General features: G+C 47.0%; 16 protein-coding genes and 1 pseudogene. 16 read left to right on the top strand and 1 reads right to left on the bottom strand.

The genetic code is table 11. The features are described 5' to 3' along the window. From L696_RS31770 to L696_RS0104745, 5 genes and pseudogenes are all read left to right on the top strand, one after another. A pseudogene (locus tag L696_RS31770) lies at positions 1-850 on the top strand (DNA cytosine methyltransferase); the annotation flags it as partial. Positions 851-955: 105 nt separating this feature from the next. Further along, complete coding sequence (locus tag L696_RS32625) at positions 956-1,300, top strand: DNA cytosine methyltransferase (protein WP_425339300.1); 345 nt, start codon at positions 956-958, stop codon at positions 1,298-1,300. Between the two features lie 318 nt (positions 1,301-1,618). Continuing rightward, positions 1,619-2,419, top strand: coding sequence for a DNA adenine methylase (locus L696_RS0104760; protein WP_025682624.1), 801 nt, complete (start codon positions 1,619-1,621; stop codon positions 2,417-2,419). Positions 2,420-2,448: 29 nt separating this feature from the next. After that, positions 2,449-2,685, top strand: coding sequence for a hypothetical protein (locus tag L696_RS0104755; protein WP_025682623.1), 237 nt, complete (start codon positions 2,449-2,451; stop codon positions 2,683-2,685). Between the two features lie 903 nt (positions 2,686-3,588). Continuing rightward, positions 3,589-4,080: a hypothetical protein gene (locus tag L696_RS0104745; RefSeq protein ID WP_025682621.1), complete on the top strand. Its 492-nt coding sequence runs from the start codon at positions 3,589-3,591 to the stop codon at positions 4,078-4,080. A gap of 73 nt (positions 4,081-4,153) precedes the next feature. Here L696_RS0104745 and L696_RS0104740 read toward each other — a convergent pair whose 3' ends face one another. After that, positions 4,154-4,930, bottom strand: coding sequence for a YukJ family protein (locus tag L696_RS0104740; RefSeq protein ID WP_049827274.1), 777 nt, complete (start codon positions 4,928-4,930; stop codon positions 4,154-4,156). A 288-nt stretch (positions 4,931-5,218) separates the two neighbouring features. On the opposite strand from L696_RS0104740, the gene L696_RS0104735 reads away from it, so the two are divergent. From L696_RS0104735 to L696_RS0104680, 11 genes are all read left to right on the top strand, one after another. Continuing rightward, on the top strand, positions 5,219-5,503 hold the full coding sequence (locus L696_RS0104735) for a hypothetical protein (RefSeq protein WP_025682619.1): 285 nt from the start codon (positions 5,219-5,221) through the stop codon (positions 5,501-5,503). 201 nt (positions 5,504-5,704) lie between these two features. Further along, positions 5,705-6,295 carry a restriction endonuclease gene (locus L696_RS0104730; RefSeq protein ID WP_025682618.1) on the top strand — a complete coding sequence of 197 codons (591 nt, stop codon included), beginning with the start codon at positions 5,705-5,707 and terminating at the stop codon, positions 6,293-6,295. A 504-nt stretch (positions 6,296-6,799) separates the two neighbouring features. Next, complete coding sequence (locus L696_RS0104725; RefSeq protein ID WP_025682617.1) at positions 6,800-7,141, top strand: hypothetical protein; 342 nt, start codon at positions 6,800-6,802, stop codon at positions 7,139-7,141. Between the two features lie 420 nt (positions 7,142-7,561). Continuing rightward, positions 7,562-8,866: a site-specific DNA-methyltransferase gene (locus L696_RS0104715; RefSeq protein ID WP_025682616.1), complete on the top strand. Its 1,305-nt coding sequence runs from the start codon at positions 7,562-7,564 to the stop codon at positions 8,864-8,866. Positions 8,867-9,003: 137 nt separating this feature from the next. Continuing rightward, on the top strand, positions 9,004-9,222 hold the full coding sequence (locus L696_RS0104710) for a hypothetical protein (protein ID WP_025682615.1): 219 nt from the start codon (positions 9,004-9,006) through the stop codon (positions 9,220-9,222). Between the two features lie 92 nt (positions 9,223-9,314). Then, positions 9,315-9,782, top strand: coding sequence for a hypothetical protein (locus L696_RS0104705; RefSeq protein WP_025682614.1), 468 nt, complete (start codon positions 9,315-9,317; stop codon positions 9,780-9,782). A gap of 91 nt (positions 9,783-9,873) precedes the next feature. Further along, positions 9,874-10,767 carry a phage terminase small subunit-related protein gene (locus L696_RS0104700; RefSeq protein ID WP_025682613.1) on the top strand — a complete coding sequence of 298 codons (894 nt, stop codon included), beginning with the start codon at positions 9,874-9,876 and terminating at the stop codon, positions 10,765-10,767. After that, positions 10,761-12,449 (top strand): terminase large subunit, encoded by a 1,689-nt coding sequence (locus L696_RS0104695; RefSeq protein WP_025682612.1) that lies wholly within the window; start codon positions 10,761-10,763, stop codon positions 12,447-12,449. The genes L696_RS0104700 and L696_RS0104695 overlap by 7 nt, the downstream gene beginning before the upstream one ends. Before the next feature lie 3 nt (positions 12,450-12,452). Further along, positions 12,453-13,949 (top strand): phage portal protein, encoded by a 1,497-nt coding sequence (locus L696_RS0104690; protein WP_025682611.1) that lies wholly within the window; start codon positions 12,453-12,455, stop codon positions 13,947-13,949. Beyond that, positions 13,942-14,772 (top strand): phage minor head protein, encoded by an 831-nt coding sequence (locus tag L696_RS0104685; RefSeq protein WP_025682610.1) that lies wholly within the window; start codon positions 13,942-13,944, stop codon positions 14,770-14,772. The genes L696_RS0104690 and L696_RS0104685 overlap by 8 nt, the downstream gene beginning before the upstream one ends. Positions 14,773-14,796: 24 nt before the next feature. Continuing rightward, the gene (locus tag L696_RS0104680) at positions 14,797-16,035 is read left to right on the top strand and encodes an XkdF-like putative serine protease domain-containing protein (RefSeq protein WP_025682609.1); all 1,239 of its coding nucleotides are present in this window, start codon (positions 14,797-14,799) and stop codon (positions 16,033-16,035) included. The last annotated feature ends 14 nt before the right edge of the window (positions 16,036-16,049 follow it).

Below are 16,049 nucleotides of genomic sequence, written 5' to 3'. Positions count from 1 at the left end.
GGCCTGCGATTACGGGGCGCCTACCATCCGCAAGCGTCTGTTTCTTATAGCTCGCCGCGATGGTCGTCCTATCGTCTGGCCCGACCCAACCCACGGAGCACCGGAGAGCCCGGAGGTCAAGGCTGGTAAGCGTAAGCCATGGCGGACGGCGGCGGAAATTATAGACTGGTTCCGGCCTTGTCCGAGCATCTTTGAGCGCAAAAAGCCGCTGGCTGAAAATACTCAGCGCCGGATAGCCCGAGGAATACAGAAATTTGTGATCGACAACCCGCAGCCGTTTGTCATGCGCGTCAATTTCGCAGGTAGCAATCATCATTATTGCGATTCCGTTCATGAGCCGCTAAAGACCATCACAGCTAAAAACGGCTGGGGGCTAGTCACACCATACATCGCCCGCATTGGTCAGACGGGCTTCGGCAGGGATCGGCTGCAATATCAGGTGACAGACCCGCTTACAACGGTCACGACAAAGGCTGAGCACTTACTTGTTACGCCTGTACTTGGCGTAAATACTACAGGTCACCCAGGTAGTCCGCCTACGGAACCCCTACGGACTGTCACAACAGGTGGTCACCATATGGTGGTAAGCCCAACGTTGATTGAGATTGGATACGGCGAAGGGCCGGGGCAAGCGCCCCGCGTACCTGGTTTGCAAAAACCGTTAGGGACTGTCGTAGCCGGCGGACGTAAACATGCGCTGGTTGCTGCTTTTCTCGCCAAGCACTACGGCGGGGGATACACTGGCCCCGGCAATGACTTGGATGATCCACTTTCTACAGTGACGACGGTGGACCACAATGCACTTGTCACCAGCCATTTAGTGAAGATGAAAGGAACGAACATCGGGTAGCCGGTAGAGGAACCGATTCAAACCATAACAGCAGGCGGGAATCACTTCGGTGAGGTAAGGGCCTTCCTTCTCAAGTATTATGGTTCCGCCGATAACGGTCAGACAATGGACGGACCACTGCACACCATAACTACTAAAGACAGGTTCGGACTGGTTACGATCCACGGGGTTGATTATCAAATAGTGGACATTGGCATGCGTATGCTGGAGCCGCATGAACTGTTTGCAGCTCAGGGATTCCCGAGCAACTACGTGATCGACGTGGACGCGGACGGAAAGAAGTATTCCAAGTCTGCCCAGGTAGCACGCTGCGGCAATGCCGTACCGCCTCCATTTGCAGAGGCACTTGTCCGGGCGAATCTGCCGGAGCTTTGCACAGGATCGGGTAACAGCTTGACATTAGAGCGGTATGCAGAGCAGGAGCAAGGACAACTTGCTTTCTCAATGTAGTACTACGGATCACAAGCTCTGATTTATGTAATAAGCCCAAACGGGCTTACATCGTGAATTTTGAAATGATTGCAGGGAGTACGGATACGATTGCGACTTGGTTGTCCCAAATCATCTTAAAAAAACGGTGTCGATTGAGGAATGAATACACAGCAATTTGACACTTTAACACTTCATTAACCATATAGGGTTCTCTCCTTTCAATTTGAGATCCCTATATGGTAGATAGATAGATTCATATTATAAGAATCATGGAGTCGAACCATGTTTGATAAGGTCGAATGAACCACATATCACGGAGGAAGGAGGAGAGACATTTTGAAAGCACCACGCATATTGCACTATCCCGGCAGCAAATGGAGCATGGCTGATTGGATTATCAGTAATATGCCACCGCACACAACGTACCTGGAGCCGTTTTTCGGAAGCGGAGCTGTGCTTTTTAATAAAGGAAGGTCTTCACTTGAAACGGTGAATGACCTGGATGGGGAAGTGTCCAATCTTTTTCAGATTATTCGGGACCAGCCGGAAGAACTGGCCAGACTTATTCATTGGACTCCATACGCTAGAGCTGAGTATTACAAAGGTTATGAAAACGAAGGTAGTAACGTTGAACGTGCAAGACGCTTTTTAGTTCGCTGTTGGATGGCACGAGGAGGAAAGACCAGTGACCGGACCGGATGGCGCCACATCATAGATTTGAACGCGCCACATCCTGCTCGGGATTGGCAACTGTTACCGGACAAGATCATGCAGGTTACTGACAGGCTGAGGAATGTTCAAATCGAGTGTCAGCCTGCCGTTAAGCTGCTGGAGCGTTACAAACGTCCCGAAGTCCTTGTTTATGCTGATCCGCCTTATCTACTTTCAACCCGAAGCAAGCGGATGTATAAATGCGAGATGAATGATGCGGATCATGTGGTGCTTCTAAAAACATTGCTGGAGCATCCGGGACCGGTCTTGCTTAGTGGATACGATCATCCTATGTATAAGGAAGCTTTAAGCGGTTGGAAACGAGAAACAAAAACGGTAAAAGCAGAGGCTGGGCGGATCCGGACAGAAGTTCTTTGGATCAACCCAGTTGCTGCCGGACAAATTGGACAACTTTCATTATTTTAGGGGCTTTGGCCCCTCTGGAGGTGTGAACCTTGGCAAATGTTAACGCGGCGATAGAACGGTTGAAGGATATACGTGTGGAGCTGGACGAATCCCTTCGGTTGCTCGGTGCTGATCTAGAAGCAGCGGATCGTCAGCAGGCCGGGACGGTGGAGCGTGTACTGCTTCATTTACAGGATATTTATTCGGCACTCTGCCGGGAAACGCCCAACGTCGATTATGCAAAGGCGCTAGTTCAGGAGGCAATGACATTCTGTAAGGAAATCTGAAAAAAGCACACCAAGACGAATGCCTTAATGTGCATTTTCTAATATTAGAATTCGGGGAAACTTTTAATTGTCTTAAGAATTTTGGCTATTTCCAAGTTGTTGGTCTCTTTAGTGAAAAATAATTGCTCAATCATGTTACGTGTGTTCCATATTAACAGTACTAATAAGAGAATTGATAATGGAATTATAAATATGAAAATTATTTCGTCGCTATAAAAAAACTTACTCACTGTCGCATTCCAGATAGGGAATGCTAAAGTGGTGAAGATGGCTATAGGCGTCCACCGTCTTTTTTTAATTGAATCACCATAATCAGTATAATAATGAATTAAAGAATCTAAGTCTTTACTATGGAACTTATTGTTTTTTAGAAATAAGTAGAGTTTGTCACATCTAATAGCGAATAATACTTCTCCGTTGTATCTGAAAAGTTTATTATTCATCAATGGTTTATATTCTGGATAGTTTTTCTTTAAAAACCTTCGTGACAGAAGAACAGAAATTTGATGACTGCCTAGACCTAAAAAGAAAGAAGAAATTAAAATTATTGGAATGTACGATGGTATTTCTTCATCGGAAATAAAGCTTTTCGTAGCTCCGTATATATACATTATTAAAGAAGTAGTAATAGACACTAAAGATATAATCTCGAAATACCTTGCTGAAGTACTGAAAATTGTATTTCTAAGGGAAAGCGTTTTGAAACAATAATCATATATTTTGCTTCTCATAAGAATGTTCTGTACGGAATGTTTATACACCTAAATCAGCTCCTTTATTACATTATCGGAGCAGTCATAAACATATTAAAGCCCCCGCATTCCTTGGCCGGGCTCGCGGGGGTCGATAACAACAAATCATTCCTCTTGGCATTATATCATATGACAAAGGGGAATGAGGGGAATGGCAATGGTATGGGAGCAAGGGGAGCTCTTCGCAAAAGCAACTAAACAGGAGATCCAGCGGACAAAGTTCCTGCTCGAAAAATATACAGATATGGTTGCACTTATGCAAGACTTTGAGCAGTTTGAGCAGGACCTTCAGCAAGTAGGTATTGATGGCGAAGCAGCTCGCCGCATCGATCAGACTGATTTGCATGCAGACAAGACAGTAAATGCCACGATTCTGATCGAAAAGCAGCGTTGGGTCTACAGCAGGTATAACTTTTATACGAGGCAGCTTCGCCGGGCGCACAGTTTGATTAAGGATGATGACGCCCGTAAAGCGGTTGAGTACAGATACATTCAAGGGTATTCACGTAAAGAAACGATCTTATTCTTCCGGCGATCCCTCAGCGACAGCACCATCAAACGCAAGATCGATGAGGGTATTGAAAGTGTCGCCAATACATTGAAGCTTATCGGATTTTTCGAGCAAGATGATGCAGAATTCTGAGATAAAACAAAGCGGCAACCTAAGAGTATTGTTCTCTAGGTTGCCGCTTTGTATTAACTAATCCAATGAAATTTTAGCACGGCACTTCTGTTTTTCCTTCATTCGCTTCACAACTAATATGATCACATTCTCTTACTGGCTTTGTTGCATCTCCATCATTGTCGTCAGTACACCAAGATTGGGATTGAAATGCCAAGAAAATAGCCACCCATCTGTTTTCATTCTCGAAATGAATTAATACCCCACCGTCTTGCCAAGGACTGTTCTCTCTAGCATGCCCACCTGCATTACCTTGATTCATATGAATATTATGAACTCCACGTCCAGGTTCAAAATGAAAATATTTATCTGGTTTGTTTCTTTCCGGTCCCCACGGTTCCCCGAATGCATAAAGAGTAGCGTTTTTCTGCATCGCTTCTTCAATGTAAGAAGTTACTTTGTCATAAAGATCGTTGTCTGGATTGTTGTCTGGTTTATTCGCGGGGTCTGTTTTGGGTAAAAAAACCATCCTATTAGGGATTACCAAATTCCCTCGAATATAATCAAGTGCGATATGTCGATTATCGTTAGTTATCTCTGTGAAACCAAGCTCAAGGTTAGGCAGATGTGTGATCTCCTCCGACTTGAAGTCTTCCCCGACATAATAGAGCACTTGATTTGCCGTGTTCGCTGGTAAATGTCTTGGTCTAACACTCGATTGAATGTTGATAGCCAATCTATACTTGTTATTCGAACCATCTTCTACCAATACCTCGACGTGATTATTTTGCGATCCTGGTTGATACATATTTTTTTCTTTAGACAGTTTACATTTTAATACCCCATATCCATGATCCAATCCATTACCCATTAGCCATCATCCTCCTTTTTTTTTGCTCAATTATTATGTACAAATGAGCGAATGAAATTCTGGGAATATTATCTGATCTCATCTTATGCGGCAGAGAGAGGAAAGTTTTTTTGACCCGAACGTGAACCTAAGATGACCTAATCTTGAGACCATGTTGAACCCCACATGACCATTTTTCCATGTTACTATGAGAGCGTGGAAATGAAGGGAACAGACAAAGGGCTGGCGAATGCGCCGGTCCTTTTTTGTTGCCCATTTTCCTAATAACCATATTCGGAGGAATTAATCATGTCTACAGAAGCAAGCGCAGTAAGAAACGGTGGGTACGCATATTTGGATCGGTTTAGAATCTTGCACATCGAAAGCACGCAGGAAGCAGCAGAGACCAAGAGCGAGTACGGTACCGCCATTAAATTTGAAGGCCAACATGCATACGGTCATCCGGTTATCCCAGCAAGTGGCGACGAGTACGAGCAACTCGCAGTAACCGTGCATGCTGATGGCAGCCTGACGGAAAAGGACGGATTTGCCATCCCAGCTCACGTAAAGGCAGCAGCTCTGGCCCTCAAATAATTAAGCATGACCCAACATTGTTCCCCGGATAATTCCGGGGCTTTACGGCACGCGCAGGCGGCAAGGTACCAGTTAACCAGCGGAAACATGAACAGCCTGGTCAGAACCCTTGCGCGGTTCAATTCCGCAGCGTGCTTTCCTCTAACCTATTAATTCCAATCTCTTTATTGTCGATATATACAGAATAAGGGGGAATTATTAATGGCTAGAAGACAGAAAAGAAAGCAGAAAAGTTCTATTGAGGAGGCTATTGCAGGGATTGCGCTAATAGCACCGTTCTTCTTTATCTATTCAGTTACGGGTTCAATCGGTGCCTCTGTTTTTGTATCTTTTTTGGCAGTAGGAATAGTTATAGCATTTATTATCTATCGTCAAATGGCTGCTGCAACAAGACTGCGTAACTCTGGAATTGCTGAAATTGATAAAATGGATGGCCATCAATTCGAGAAGTATTTAGGACATTTGTTCAGAGCTCAAGGATACAAAGCTGAGGTTACACAAGCTTCTGGAGATTATGGTGCCGATCTGGTTCTTACAAAAAACGGTCAGCGAATCGTGGTTCAGGCGAAACGGTACAGTAAAAATGTTGGACTTAAAGCGGTTCAGGAGGTTTACGGTGCGGTAGCTCATTACCGCGCATCTTCGGCATGGGTCGTGACAAATAGCGATTACACAGTGCAAGCCTATAGACTGGCAAGGTCCAATAACGTTCGCTTGATTAACAGGGAACAGCTTATTGAAATGATTCTGCAGGTCAAACAAAGGAATTCTGCAACTAAGAAAGCAGGGTAGAAGCGAGAAAGCGAGGAATACAAAGAATGAGTAAACTGAGATCAATTTCTGAGTGTATTCTCTGTTTGACTCATTTGACGTCTATTTCTGGCAATCAGTAAAATGGTCTTGTTCTTCCTCTCTAGTTACTAAGTACAAATGCTTTTATGCAACAGCGTAGCGTTTTGCATCCCGCTTGCGGGAATAGGTGTTATCGCTGTTTCTTTTTTCGGGTTTTAAATAAGCGCCTGTGTTGCTTTGGTGCTGTAAATACATAGGCAGATACAAGTCACTCATTTGGGTGGCTTTTTTTATTGCCTTTTGAAAGGATTTTAGTCTTGAAGAAGAAGCAGAAGAAAGGAATTTTGCTCCCGTTGAAAGGCCCACCAAAACAGCCGAAGAAGTGCAAAGGTTGCGTTTGGGGTAGGTGGGATGGAGTTAAACAGTTTTGTTCCCGTACAGTATGTGTGAAAAAGGATAAACCTTCCTGAATGTTGAATTGTAATGTTGAAGGGAGAGGATTAAATGAATGAAGAAAAACACCCGTATGAAACTCATCTGTTGGAGCTGAAAAAAGAGTTGGACGAGAAGGCAAGTCAGCGTCAAAGTCAGTTGGATGACATGTCTAAAGAAGAAGTTAGATTACAAGTGTACAGGGATGTCGTATCTCATTCTAAAATGCTTGCTCAGTCTGCAGGAGGAACGAATCTTCAAAATAAAATGGAGGAAAATTTTAAAAAAGCAGAAGAAGAATTGATCCATTTACAGAGAAAAAAAGTCAAGTTCCAACAAGAGTCAGATTCAGAGCATCAGGAGTTAACGATGTTGCGCCATTCGGTTGATGAGTTACTAAAAAGGTATCAATAAGGCACCCATTGTGGTGCTTTTTCTTTTGCCCCCATACGACAGAAGGTGAGCTATTCTGAGCCTGCTTCCTTTTACTCAGACGAATGCCGGAAGGAGTGCAGCAGAGAGCAGAGAGAGGGCATACATGCATCCTGACAGCCTATCAGCCACCCACTCGAATAGCGGAAACCAACTCAACACAAATACAGGGCAAACCATCATGGTCTGCCCTTTAGTTTTATCTCAAGTTGTTGGCTTGTACTACAGCAGCAGCTTTATAGATGTAGTAAGCAAATAGCGTTTTGCAGATAGCAGGTATTGTTACGCTCAGCAGTATCGTTAGCATGTGTTTCCCTCCTTTATGGTTACACACTAAGAATCGGTGCGTCGGGGCATCTGGTTGCGGAGCAATTAAAAATATTAAGAGAGGAGCATTCACAAGTGGAAATCAGAGTCCTACCAATCGAACAAATCAACGCAGCAGTATACAACCCTCGCATCGATCTGAAACCTGGCGACGCTGAATACGAAAAGCTAAAGCAGTCCATTGAAACATTCGGTTACATCGATCCGATCATCTGGAACGAACGTACTGGGAACATGGTGGGCGGTCATCAACGTTATAAAATAATGACCAACGAGCTGGAGCATAAGGAGTTGGCCGTGTCGGTCGTCGACCTGGACGATCAGCAGGAGCGACTTTTGAATCTGGCGCTTAACAAGGTGTCCGGCCAGTGGGATGATGAAGCCCTTTATCGATTGCTTGATGATCTGCAGGTGAACGGAGCAGATATATCTCTGTCTGGCTTCGATTTGGAAGAGTTCGAGGACCTGGCGGCAGAGTTTGCTGTGCCGACCGATGAAGCTGTGGACCTTCCTGTTACCGACGACGATTTCGACGTTCAGCGTGCCTTGGACGAAATCAAGGAGCCGGAGACCAGGCGCGGTGATGTATGGCAGCTTGGTCGGCATCGATTAGTGTGTGGAGATGCGACCAATCCTGATGATGTAGCACTTCTAATAGACGGAGCCAAGGCAGCGCTGGTGGTGACGGACCCACCTTATAATGTGGCTGTTGAGAGTGATTCAGTGCGCCTGGCCGCAGATGGCCGCAGTTCCATCATGAATGACAATATGCCCGCCGAGGATTTCGCGGGCTTTTTGTATGCCGTTTTTGCCAATTACGCTTTAATCATGCACCCTACAGCAGCAATCTATGTATTTCATCCATCTTCCTACCAGCGCGATTTTGAGGATGCTATGAATGCCGCCGGTATTGTGAGCCGTACTCAATGTATTTGGGTAAAGAATGCCGCTTCCTTTGGGTGGGCGCAATATCGCTTCAAGCATGAGCCTGTCTTTTATGCTCACCTGAAGGGGAAGGCCCCAGCCTGGTACGGTGATCGGACACAGACAACGGTATGGAAGGCTGGTCTTCCTGTTGAGGAACCACTGCCTGAGACAGTATGGGAAGTTTCACGGGGTGATGTGAATAAGTACGTTCATCCTACTCAGAAGCCCCTTGACCTGCTGGCTATTCCAATTAAGAATAGCAGCCAGCGTGGTGACGTGGTTGTCGATTTCTTTGGCGGCAGCGGCTCCACGCTTATGACATGTGAGCAGATGGACCGGACATGCCGGACGTTGGAACTGGACCCGATCTTCTGCGATGTTATTAAGAAACGTTTCCTTGAGAGCACCGGTATTGAGCCAGTCCTGTTGCATCGATTGGAGCCCGAAGCATAGGAAAAAGGAGGACGCGCTAACGTCCCCCTATCCTGACCAGGGTATCCCCCGGCTGAGATAGCGGCCCGCCACGCGTGGCATTTTGCAGACATCCGCTATCTCGCATTCCATAATAACGGAAGCCGAGGGATACGACAATGGGAACAGACAACGAACAACAAGATGCATTACTACAGCGAGAAATAGAGATCATCGAGGGAATCCTCGAATCCAAGGCGCAATACCGGAAGATTGTTAAGGCTGGCATAGCCCAGTGGGTCAAAGACCTACAGGCTGGAAATATAAAAATGCAGACGGTGCAGGACTTGGACCGTCTCATTGAATTGGATATTAAGCTTCAGAAGGACGAGCTCTAGCATCTTTCTGCTTTTAGCCGCTTCTTTTAAGCGAAGCCTCTCATAAAATGAATTAGCTACTGCTAGTTTATTAGAAGGGAGAGGGCAGCTAAATGGCTCTATACAGTCGAACATTAGATGGAAGGACATCTCAAAATGCAAGTACTACTAACAGCATAAATGTTCCTACATCATCCAGTTTTCAATTATTCGGACAGGTGGGCTTAGATATTAGCCAAGCGAACGCAAGCTTCCCAATACGTGTCCAATTTGATGGGATGATTACATTCAGACTAAGTCTCGCGCCTGATGTTGTTATAAATACTATAGAGATTCGTATTGTTAGGGGAACCAACTCTACAGATCCAGTGGTTTTTGATGGTATTAAAACTCTTGTACTTAATGGAACTGAGAATACCCCTCAAGAATATTCATTTGCTGCTTCGGATTATAACGTACCAATAGGTACAGGCTTTGTAGTGTATACAGTCTTTGTAAGAAACATTACTCCAGGAGGCGATCCAACAGATGTAGTTCGTATTGGCCCGGAGAGCTTTAATGCCTTGGCTCTTGGAAATTAGTTGCTATAAGAATTAAATAAAGAGGATGTCCCTGAAAGCAAAAAATTGCTTAATGTGGCATCCTTTTTTCTTGGGGGTGGTGTTGTGTAGCATGGCCAGAGAGCGAAGTCCTGAGCGGGACAAGGCAAAACGGATGTGGCTGGAGAGCGGCGGAACGATGAAGCTAAAAGACATCGCCGCCGCTCTTTCTATTCCTGAGAGCAGGGTCCGCAAATGGAAGTCTATGGACCGTTGGCAAGACCAATTGAAAGGGAACGTTTTTGATTCGTCCAATGGGAACGTTCCAAATGGAACGAAAGGGAACGCTCCTAATCCAAGGGGAGCGCCAAAGGGGAACAAGAATGCTGTCGGCAATCGTGGCGGTGCTCCCCCAGATAACCAAAACGCCAAAGGGAATCGCGGCGGTCCCGGGGGGCCTTATCGAAACAAGAAGGCGCTCAAGACTGGCATGTATGAAACCATATTTCTGGATGCCTTGGAGGAAGACGAGCAGGAGCTGTTTGATCAGATTGATACTTCCCCTTTGGCCCAGCTTAATGAGCAGCTTATTATGCTATCCATCCAAGAACGGAGACACATGCGCCGGATCAAACAGCTTGAAGCTGGCCTGACCGACGAGGAGAAGAAGATCAAGCAGGAGCTGCACCAGCGTAAGGACAAGGTTCCTTATACTAGCCCGAAGACAGGTAAGCAAATCAATCTGTCTGTTGAAACCGAAGGAATGAAGGTCACGGAAATTACGACCGTCACTACTTCCAAGCTGGATAAGATTTTGAAACAGGAAGAGGCATTGGTCAAAACCCGTGATAAAAAGCTTCGGGTTATTAACCTTATTGCCAACTTGCAGCAGGAGGAAGAAAAGCTGGAGATTGCCCGTGAACGGCTGGAGCTGGAGAAATTCAAGACGCATGGATATGGGGGTTCAGGAGGCGATGAAGGCGGCAAAAACGATGATGATGACGATGGGGATGACGACGAATGGTAATTACTCTTGCTAAGGAGCATCGAAAACGAGCCAAACGGCGGCTAAAGCAGCGCCCTGAAAAGCTGGCCGAGCTTAAAGAGGTTCTGGCCGACTTTGAACAGTTCTGCTGGCGAATGCTCAAGATCAAGACCAAGGACGGACGCATAATGCCGTTAACGCTCAATGATGCCCAACGTACATTCGTGCATGAGGTATTCGTTCAGATCAGAGCAGGCAAGCCTGTGCGAATCATTATTCTCAAGGCGCGGCAGATGGGATTTTCAACTGTCACCGAAGCCGTTATTTACTATCTGACTTCACTCCAAGAAGCCAAAAATGCTTTCATCGTAGCCCAGGACTCACACGCATCCGGTAACTTGTACGATATGTTCCGGTTGTACTATGAGAAAGTGCCAGAGATCATCAAGCCGATGAGTAAGAGAAACAACACGAAGCGGTTCACATTTGAAAATCCATCGGTGAAACCCTATGAGCACCGCCTGAATCCGGGGCTTAAAAGCAAGATTACTGTTCAGTCGGCGGAGAGCCGGGTTCTTGCTCGTTCGGAGACGATTCATTATCTGCATGCTTCGGAGTTGGCTTTCTGGCCAGCGAGTAAAAAGAAGAAGCATATGTTATCCGTCTTTGCGGCTTTATCCAAAGAGCCGGGGACATTGGGCGTTGTGGAATCTACCGCCAACGGCATGGACGATTTTAAGCAGATGTGGGATGCAGCATGTGAGGGTGAGAACGACTTTACGCCCATGTTCTTCGCTTGGTTCCAAATGCCAGACTATCGTAAGCCGGTACCGCCGGACTTTGAGCCTACTCCCGAAGAATTGGAGCTAAAAGCTAAGTACAATTTGGACGACGAACAGCTCCAATGGCGGCGGTTTACGATCCGAAACGATTGTAACGGAGATCCGCGCGTGTTCCGGCAGGAATACCCAGGCGAGCCGTTAGAAGCTTTCCTTTTGTCTGGCGAAGGCATATTCGACAATGAGTACATTCAGAGTTTGCTTGAAGTTTTGGGCAAACCGGGAGCGCGATACGAGGTTGACCAAGTAAAAGGGAAAGTGATCCGTGCAGACTCAGGCGAGCTGCGCGTTTTTGTCGCGCCCGAAGAAGGCAAGCGGTACATCATTGGTGCTGATACAGCTAAGGGCAAGACGGGCGGTGACTATGACGCTGCATATGTTTTGGAAGAACGTACAGGGGAAATGTGCGCCATGCTACGCGGCAAGTGGGATACCGACCTTTACGGTAAGAAGCTGGACACGTTGGGGCGTTATTACAACATGGCCTTGCTCGGCGTGGAGAACAATAACACAGGTGAATCAGTGTTAAATACGTTGTTTAATACGTGTCATTATCCGCTTCTTTACTTTGCCAAAAAGGGCGATATGGGGTGGAACACGAACAAGGTAACCCGGCCTGTGATGGTCAGCGACTTCAAGGAAGCTATACGGGATCAACTTTACCCGATCTACTGTCGGGAGTTGTACAAGGAGTGTCTTACTTTCATCGACAACAACGGCAAGGCCGAGGCAGATTCGGGTTGTAACGATGACTGCATAATGGCCTATGCCATTGCTTTGCAACTGCGGCAGGTAGCTGGTAGATGGTTTGACTGGTACGCGAAGAAACAGCAGCAGCGGGCAGAGTCCCGTGATGATTACAACGAGGAAGTGGGGTGGATTTAAACAATGAGTGAAGGAAATGCACAATGGTTTCAGATCAGCAAAGCAGACGACGAACGGCATATACCGTCCAGTGCTCAATTGCCGGATTTATTTGACGATCTGTACGATCTTCACGGTCTGTTACCCTTCGCACTCGGCAATGACCCTGCTTCCTGCAAGCTGCTGGTCAAAAACTCAAATATCATACCGCAATGCATAGAGGCATACAAACGCAATATCGCTGGTTATGGTATTGCCCTGGAGTATTTGCCGGGTGAAAATGACAAAACCGCTCTGGATGATTGGAACAAGGCGGAGAAGTTTCTCGAAACTTGCAATCTGGAAGACACACCGGACGAGATTATAAGTCAGTTGATCGAAGACTTGGAAAGTACGGGAATGGCTCATGTAGAGGTAGCTTGGCCTGTAGGGTCGGAGTTCCCGACTATCTTTCGCATGAATCCCAAGTACGTACGTTGTACCAAGGAAAGTACGAAGGCGACTATCAAGCGCAAACGTCGAATCAGCTCTACGAAACAAGTGGAAGAATTTTCACAGGAGCTTTACACCCGGCGATATGCGATGAAACGTAATACTTCCGTCGTATGGTTTCGCCTATTTGGTACGGAGGCAGAGGAAGGTAGGGAAGGAAATCAGATTATCCCGCTTCGTATCGGTCATGACGGCCCCTATGGGGAGCCACGTTGGTTCGGCAATGCGCCTGGCGTGGTCGGCAGCCGCGAAGCTGAGGAATTGAATGTGAATTACTTTAGCAACGGACGGATGCTGTCCATGCTCCTAACCGTTACCAACGGTAAGCTGACAAAGCAGTCAATGGAGCTACTTAAAAAGGTGAAGGGTTCTGATTCTCAAGGCGGGATTTTGTATCTTGAAGCCAAAGGGGAAGAGACAGGCGGCCCGATGGACGAAAAGGTTGAAAAAGTGCAAATCAAGTTGGACAAGCTCAATGACCTGTTACAACAAGACGCGCTCTTTCTGGAGTATGGAAAGGAAAAGAAATCCGATATTCTGTCTGCCTTCCGGCTGCCTCCAATCTTGGTCGGTCAAAGCTCAGATTACAACAGAGCGACCGCCGATGCAGCTCTACGCTTTGCAGAAGAACAGGTTTTTGAGCCATACCGCAAATGGATTATGGCAGAGATATTTAATAAACGCCTGTTCCCGGCTATGGATATATTCCGAGTACGGGCTGTTTTGCGGGGACCGAAGATCATAGACCCTGCGGATCGCAAGGCTATGTTGGACTTTATCGCTGACCGGGGCATTATGCTGGTGCGGGATCTGATTCCGATTGCTGAGGATGTACTCGGCACAACGATTGATGAGACCAAGTTCAGCGAGGAATATCTGGATACGCCGATTGCGCAGCTTGCAGCTAGTCAGCCCGCATTGCTTGAGCCAGAGCCTGACACGGACACAGACGACATGCAAAATCGTATCGCTACAATTGCCAAACGCTTGTTAAAACAGGCTGACAAGGAGGCCGCTTTGCATGTGTGAGTCCTGTTGGGCGCTGATCGCCAAAGCTGACGACGATGAATTTCTGGATAGCCTTGAGCTGAGCTATGTTGAGCGTAAGGTGCTGGAAGAACTGTACAAGCAGGGCGAGGATCGCATAACCGAGATTTTGGAGCTACAGGGGCAAGCCCTTCATGATGCCATTTCAGAACTAAGCGAGGATGCCCTGGGCGATATCGGGGAACTGGGTAAGGTGCTTATTGCTTTGCACACTACAGATGTGTTTGCGGAGCTGTTCGAGCAAGCCATACAGGAGGCTTTTGAACCGCTGTTTCACTTGGCCGGTGAAACGGAACTGATGGCACTGGACAAGGAAAAGGTATGGAGTACAGGGAACAAGGCTGCTGGCCGTTTTTCCAAAAAGCTCAAGAAGCTGGTACCGGACATGAACAAAGCTTCTACGGATGTGTTGCTGCGTAGCTTCGGCAAAGCCATTGAGGAGGGAGCTACACCTTCAGAGCGGGCTTTGCTTGTACAGGAAGTCAGCGCGCAGGCTGCCAGCGGGGAAGATGGCCCATTTAGTATGCAGCGTGCGCAGCGGGTATCACGTACCATGAGCACCGCAGCGGCCAATGGCGGCAAGCTGGAGGGCTGGAAGAAATCCGAAATTGCTAAGGGGAAGAAATGGCGCGCTGCTGGCGGTACACGTACCCGTAAGAGCCATCGCAAGGCCAATGGTCAGGTGGTCTCGCTCGATGAGCCTTTTAAAGTCGGTGATAGCAAACTGATGTATCCCGGGGATCCGTCCGGGGAGGCAAAGGAAATTGTAAATTGCCGCTGTACTATGCAGTTGGTACTGAATTAATTGTGAGGGGAGGTGAAAGAGAATATGACCTTTAAATTGAAAGATGCAAAGATTACACATATTTCGCTGGTTGATAAAGGAGCCAACGGTGTTCCATTTGCAATCATCAAAGCTGCCGGGAAAAATGCCATCCAGAAGCAAGTACAGATTGCGAAGGTTGACGATGCCAAGAAGGTTGTAATCGGTGTAGTATATCAGCCGGACGTGGCTGACGCTCATGGGGATCAGATGGATGCGGAAGAAATTGAGAAGGCCGCCCATCTCTTCATGGAGAAACAGCATACCTATAACATCGACAAGCAGCATGATCTGGATACGGACAAAGGCTATGTAGTCGAATCCTATATCGCTCCTTGTGACATGGAGATCGGTGAACAAACTATTATTAAAGGCTCCTGGGTGGCCGGGGTAAAGGTAACGGATGACGACACTTGGGATGATATTCAGAAAGGCGAGATTACTGGCTTCTCGATGTGGGGTGTCGGTAAGCGGGAAGAGATCGAGGAAGACGGGGAGGTATCCAAAGGACTCTTGGGTAAAATCGTTAAAGCGCTCGGTGCAATGGGATTGATTGAGAAAGGCGCAGTCGCTGACAAATACAATAAGAACCGTAAGAACCGCGAATTTTGGGCTGCACAGGATGCCTTAAACGCGGTTCTTTTTCGTTGGGATAGTTGGGAGAGCGGCATGGAGAGCGATCCTGAATTAATCCGCGAAGCCCTTCAGGACTTTGTGGATATCGCTCAGGAAGTGCTCGTTCAAGAGGATATTGTGAAGGCAATCGGTAGCCCACCTGAACAGATTGCTAAAGCAGGGAAGAAGATTTCTGCCGGCAACCTGAAGCACATTGATGATGCCATTGCTGCATTAACCGAATTAAAAACAAAAACCGCCCCTGAAGAAGATGAGGGGAACGAGGAGGAAGACGATTTGAAAGCTGAAGATATTGCAAAGGCTGTACAGGCTGCCGTGGCTCCAATCGCCAAGCAGGTAGAAACTCTGTCGACGCAGGTTAGTGAATTGAAGAAACAAGAAGGGGATGCTGGTGATCCGCCTGCTGGTATTGAAACACCTAATGATGCGAAACCTGATGCCTTGACCGACGCTATTGCTAAGGCATTGGCACCGTTGACGGAGCAAATCCAGACACTGGCTACTGACGTACAGGTTGTGAAGAACAGCCGTGGCGGTTCCGTTCAAGGTGGCGGCGGAGAAGATGACATTCAGAAGTCGGCGGGCGTAAGCTTCGCAGGCTTGCTGTAATCGAAGGGAGACGA

The sequence above is a fragment of the Paenibacillus maysiensis genome (assembly GCF_000520815.1).
Taxonomy (GTDB): Bacteria; Bacillota; Bacilli; order Paenibacillales; family Paenibacillaceae; genus Paenibacillus; species Paenibacillus maysiensis.
Note: the sequence above shows the minus strand (reverse complement) of the source record. Positions and strands in the feature narration are given on the sequence as shown.

What these genes read in the sequence shown, in the direction of transcription:
- L696_RS32625 (WP_425339300.1), top strand. Translation starts at nt 956, where the DNA reads ATGGACGGACCACTGCACACCATAACTACTAAAGACAGGTTCGGACTG.
- L696_RS0104745 (WP_025682621.1), top strand. Translation starts at nt 3,589, where the DNA reads ATGGCAATGGTATGGGAGCAAGGGGAGCTCTTCGCAAAAGCAACTAAA.
- L696_RS0104740 (WP_049827274.1), bottom strand. Translation starts at nt 4,930, where the DNA reads ATGGGTAATGGATTGGATCATGGATATGGGGTATTAAAATGTAAACTG.
- L696_RS0104735 (WP_025682619.1), top strand. Translation starts at nt 5,219, where the DNA reads ATGTCTACAGAAGCAAGCGCAGTAAGAAACGGTGGGTACGCATATTTG.
- L696_RS0104730 (WP_025682618.1), top strand. Translation starts at nt 5,705, where the DNA reads ATGGCTAGAAGACAGAAAAGAAAGCAGAAAAGTTCTATTGAGGAGGCT.
- L696_RS0104725 (WP_025682617.1), top strand. Translation starts at nt 6,800, where the DNA reads ATGAATGAAGAAAAACACCCGTATGAAACTCATCTGTTGGAGCTGAAA.
- L696_RS0104710 (WP_025682615.1), top strand. Translation starts at nt 9,004, where the DNA reads ATGGGAACAGACAACGAACAACAAGATGCATTACTACAGCGAGAAATA.
- L696_RS0104705 (WP_025682614.1), top strand. Translation starts at nt 9,315, where the DNA reads ATGGCTCTATACAGTCGAACATTAGATGGAAGGACATCTCAAAATGCA.
- L696_RS0104700 (WP_025682613.1), top strand. Translation starts at nt 9,874, where the DNA reads ATGGCCAGAGAGCGAAGTCCTGAGCGGGACAAGGCAAAACGGATGTGG.
- L696_RS0104695 (WP_025682612.1), top strand. Translation starts at nt 10,761, where the DNA reads ATGGTAATTACTCTTGCTAAGGAGCATCGAAAACGAGCCAAACGGCGG.
- L696_RS0104690 (WP_025682611.1), top strand. Translation starts at nt 12,453, where the DNA reads ATGAGTGAAGGAAATGCACAATGGTTTCAGATCAGCAAAGCAGACGAC.
- L696_RS0104685 (WP_025682610.1), top strand. Translation starts at nt 13,942, where the DNA reads ATGTGTGAGTCCTGTTGGGCGCTGATCGCCAAAGCTGACGACGATGAA.
- L696_RS0104680 (WP_025682609.1), top strand. Translation starts at nt 14,797, where the DNA reads ATGACCTTTAAATTGAAAGATGCAAAGATTACACATATTTCGCTGGTT.